The 4,295-nt window shown below is 41.2% G+C and carries 4 protein-coding genes and 1 pseudogene; 4 read left to right on the forward strand and 1 reads right to left on the reverse strand.

Translation table 11 applies throughout. The annotated features are described in order from the left end of the window. The 4 genes and pseudogenes from GTGU_RS26180 to GTGU_RS25890 all read left to right on the forward strand — a co-directional run. Nucleotides 1–259, forward strand: a pseudogene (locus tag GTGU_RS26180) (hypothetical protein); the annotation flags it as partial. Nucleotides 260–485: 226 nt separating this feature from the next. After that, nucleotides 486–1,595, forward strand: coding sequence for a protein kinase domain-containing protein (locus tag GTGU_RS21535; RefSeq protein ID WP_038162354.1), 1,110 nt, complete (start codon nt 486–488; stop codon nt 1,593–1,595). Then, nucleotides 1,592–3,247 (forward strand): tetratricopeptide repeat protein, encoded by a 1,656-nt coding sequence (locus GTGU_RS21540; RefSeq protein WP_156964227.1) that lies wholly within the window; start codon nt 1,592–1,594, stop codon nt 3,245–3,247. Before GTGU_RS21535 ends, GTGU_RS21540 begins: the two co-directional genes overlap by 4 nt. A gap of 331 nt (nt 3,248–3,578) precedes the next feature. Continuing rightward, nucleotides 3,579–3,884: a hypothetical protein gene (locus GTGU_RS25890; protein WP_156964228.1), complete on the forward strand. Its 306-nt coding sequence runs from the start codon at nt 3,579–3,581 to the stop codon at nt 3,882–3,884. Nucleotides 3,885–4,018: 134 nt separating this feature from the next. Here GTGU_RS25890 and GTGU_RS26185 read toward each other — a convergent pair. Further along, a partial coding sequence (locus GTGU_RS26185) for a hypothetical protein (RefSeq protein WP_038162359.1) occupies nt 4,019–4,295 on the reverse strand: 277 nt, incomplete at its 5' end.

Consider the following 4,295-nt stretch of genomic DNA (forward strand, 5'->3'; position numbering starts at 1 on the left):
TCGGATGGGATATAAAGGAGAACTGGTATCCCACGGATTTCGTTCGCTGGGCAGTACAGCGATGAACGAAGCCGGATTTCATGCAGATGTGATTGAGGCAGTCTTGTCTCATGTGGAGAAAAACAAGGTCAGGGCAGCCTATAACCGCACCACCTGGCTGAAACACCGCGCGGAACTGATGAACTGGTGGGGAGAGCAAATCCGTAATGCTTCATACGGCGGATTCTGGCAAGACAGAACAATCCCACAGGAAGAGTAAACTGCCGACATTCAGTCTGACGGATGCCCCTGGAAAGCCGTTCAGTATGAACGGCTTTTTTAAGGCAGAGAAATAAAGGTGCCACACTCTGTCGGGATCAGTCTTTAATATCAGACTGAACAAATGATATTCTCTTTCAGGATTTTTTGTGTTCCGGGGTATGCTATTCTGAGCAACATGTAACAAAGTGTTCTTTTCGTGATACATCAATAATATGGAGTCTGTTATGCTTCAACATACTCAAAAATTAAACCCAGCCAAACAACTTTCGGGCCAGACACTTAACGGCAAATGGCTGGTCGGAAAGCAAATTCTCGTTGGCGTACAGGCCGGGGGGAATGGTACAGGTGGTCATTTCTCGGTTTCTTATGAAGTTGAAAATACCGAGACTAAAAACAAGGCGTTCCTTAAGGCATTTGATTTTCATGAGACGTTAAGACGCTCAGTTGATGATGAAAAAAATGTCATGGCCGAACTGGCAGCGTTGACAGCAAATTATCAATTTGAAAATAAACTCAACGATATATGTTTATCAAAACGATTCCGTAAGATAGTCAAAGTGTTAGATCGAGGACAAATAGTACTAAATAACGAAATTACAGATATTGTCCCTTTTCTTATAATGGAGCTTGCGGACAGTGGCGACATCAGAAAATATGTTGAAGTATCACAGGAAATAACGTTAATAGCGAAACTTGAATACTTAAAAGATGTTGCTACCGGGCTGAAACAATTGCACAGTGCTAAAATATCTCATCAGGATCTGAAGCCATCAAACATTATGATTTTTTCCGATGCAGGGGCAAAGATAGGTGACTTAGGCAGGGCCAGTCTACAGGGGCAGCCTCACTGGCATGACTCCATCGATATTGCAGGAGACATAGGCTATGCTCCACCAGAACAACTTTATGGATATGTTCCACAGGAATGGATCGATCGCAGAGAAAAATGCGACCTGTATCAACTCGGCTCCATTGTCTCTTTCCTTTTCCTTGGGGTAACAATAAATGGGCTTTTAAAGGGAAAAATGCCATTAGATATCGCTCCGGCGCAGTGGGGAGGAAAAGGTGACTCATATATGCAATCACTTCATCATCTCGAACATGCGTTTAATGAGTCGCTTACTCATTTTGATGATATAAAACCAGAATGGCTGGGGGAGAGGCTTAAAAATATAGTCATCAAATGTAGTCATCCCAGTTATGAAAAGCGAGGGATGATCAAAACGTTAGGGATGAAACAACCCGTTTTAGGATTAGACAGACTGATAAGTGAGTTTGATTATCTCACCAAACAAGTTCAGATAAAAAGCAGAATAAACACGGTGGTGTCATGAGTCTAATAAACTTTGATAATAACCGGGTACTGGCTCCCTCATGGCTAAGATCAGAGGATGCGGCTTATTCCGCTGAACTTCGTGCCCTGACCCGAAACACTGCTCCGGCATCTGGTTTCTCGGGTTTAGAATATCTGAAAGAACTCTTCCTAAGACAACCCGGTTTAGATATTGCCATTGAGTTACTCAGTGTTTCTTATACCGAGAATGCTGTTGATATCTCCCGACAGGCAGCCGCATATATTATTGAAACTAAAAAACAGATCCCTTTAACCCTCTCTAATTTTTGCCACAGTCTACTCCAGGAACAACAGACAAAAACTATTATTAATGATAATATTCATTCTCAAATAAGAGATAAAAAAATCTGGCTCAGAAACCATCCCAATGATTGTCTTTCGTGGATGGATTTATCAAGGCTTTATATGAGCATTGGTCAAATTGGGCAGGCTGAGAAAGCAATTATCACCGGATTAGGCTTATCAGTTAATAACAGATGGGTGACCAGAGCATCATCACGTTTTTTCTTTAACTTAGAAGATTATGAACGTTCTCACGACATACTCGTCAAACATCCTGATATTAAAAATGATCCCTGGCTACTGGCATCAGAATTAGCAATTTCAAATGCTTATGGACGTAATTCGCGGTACTGGTCACACTCTAAAAAGGTACTGGAATTTGGTTACTATCCTTATCATATATCAGAACTGCAAAGCTCAATAGGTACACTTGAGCTACAAAGTGGTGCAGTAAAAAAGGCAAAAGTCTACTTTGGTAATTCGCTGAAATGTCCGAATGGTAATGTATTTGCTCAGGCAAAATGGGCTGAACGCAAAGGGAATATCAGAAATTTAGTGCAACATGAAGATCTGATTAAACAGCCTCGTGCTTTCGAGGCAAAATATCAGGAAGCTTATTGCAACAGAGATATGGAACTGGCATTGCATTTTGCTAAAAAATGGCAGGAAGAGGAACCATTCAATCAGGAGACTGCTATACAGGCATCCTACATTGCTTCTTTACTGGATGATTATGAACAGGCTCAGGACATTTCTCAAAAAGGTTTGCAGATAAACCCTAACGATGAAACCCTTAAACTCAACCTTATGTTTTCTTCAATTTCACTTGAGCATGCCAAAGAAAATAAACTGTCCGGTATATCGTTTACCAGAGCTATCAGTATCGTAACAGACATGTTGAAAAATGAAGATAACGACTCTTATCCACATGCTATTGCAAACATGGGGTTACTTTATTATAAATCTGGGGATCTGGAAAAGGGTAAACGGTTTTATGAACTCGCAACAGAACACTTTAAGAAAAAAAACAACCGTTCTTTTGTTTTATGCGAGCTGAATCATTTAAGAGAAGCCTTAATCTCTGATTCGCCCTGGAAAGAGGAATTATTCAGAATGGTTGAAACATCAGTGAAAAGTGGTGGTGTATGGAATGAACCTTGCGTTTCTTTTTATATCAGTAAATTACAAAAAATTCGATTATCACCAGATAACTGGTGGCAGCGACTGACAGAGAAAAATGAACAAATGACTGATAACACAGAAAAACAAAGTTTCTCCCGCAATAACTTTGATTTCAGTAATAAATCACCGACAATCTGGTTACCTGGTCACGGCAGAAATAAAAAATAAACATTCAACTCAATACGGTGATATCCTTTTTCAAATCACCGTGTTATTTTATATTCCCATGCAAAAGCCTGAGTGCTATGAATAGATTTTATGACCTTCAGAGGAAATAATTGTCTTAATGGCAGGATAATTATTAACGGTATTCAGTCACAATCCTGTTCTGGCAGTAACTCAGGAAAGGGAAGACTAACCACTGTGCACCGTTCATCTTATAGATTGTTACAGACCAGAGCAGCAAAGTGGAATAGCTATCAGTACGTAAATTTTTTTCAGATGCAGCTTTAAAATTTTGGTATTATATACGTAAAATCATCTTGATACAGGTAACCATATGAATGATCAGTGCCCAAAATGTTCAGGTCCTGCGACAATAACACACGGTCGCTTTCGTGATTTAACAAGTGCACGATTCGATACGGAATACACTGATGGTGTTTATGGGATGACCCGAGGTGTAAAAATAGCCTGTCCGGTATGTGGAGAAATAAATTTATCTCTGGAAGCCTTCAATATGTTGATAAATAAAGAGATTGATGCCAGAGAAATTGATGAATGGAGGTCTGCCTACCCCACTTATCGCGGTGTTATCCCGTTGATTTCATGGTCAGACTCCCGAAATCGCCAGGACATTAACTGAAATATTGGCCCACAGGAAAAATGACCGTAAGCAACCTGGTTGTACCGGGATACTTAAGTCGTTAAGCAGTGATCGCGCTTTACCCAAAAAATACCGCTTCACATTCCCTGAAGCGGTGTTTTTACGGGAAGCTGTTACAGGCCAACGGTGTAATGCGTGCCATCCGGCAGTTCAACATCCAGGGACACTTTGCAGCCATATGCCCCGGCGAACCGCCGCAAATCTGATAGCGTCATCGTATGATTGAGTCTGGCGATGAACCAGGACGGTGTGTCGGTATCCGTGTTTTCATGCAGACGCTGCAACTTCTTTCTGAGCAGGGCAAGTGCACGTCTCAGCATGATATCCCCGGTCATATCCTCAATTTCTGCCGTCACATCCGGTTCTTCATTATCGGGATGCCAGTACCAG

This window comes from Trabulsiella guamensis ATCC 49490 (assembly GCF_000734965.1).
Lineage (GTDB): Bacteria > Pseudomonadota > Gammaproteobacteria > Enterobacterales > Enterobacteriaceae > Trabulsiella > Trabulsiella guamensis.

Coding starts and splice junctions, on each gene's coding strand:
- GTGU_RS21535 (WP_038162354.1), top strand. CDS start 486: ATGCTTCAACATACTCAAAAATTAAACCCAGCCAAACAACTTTCGGGC.
- GTGU_RS25890 (WP_156964228.1), top strand. CDS start 3,579: ATGAATGATCAGTGCCCAAAATGTTCAGGTCCTGCGACAATAACACAC.
- GTGU_RS21540 (WP_156964227.1), top strand. CDS start 1,592: ATGAGTCTAATAAACTTTGATAATAACCGGGTACTGGCTCCCTCATGG.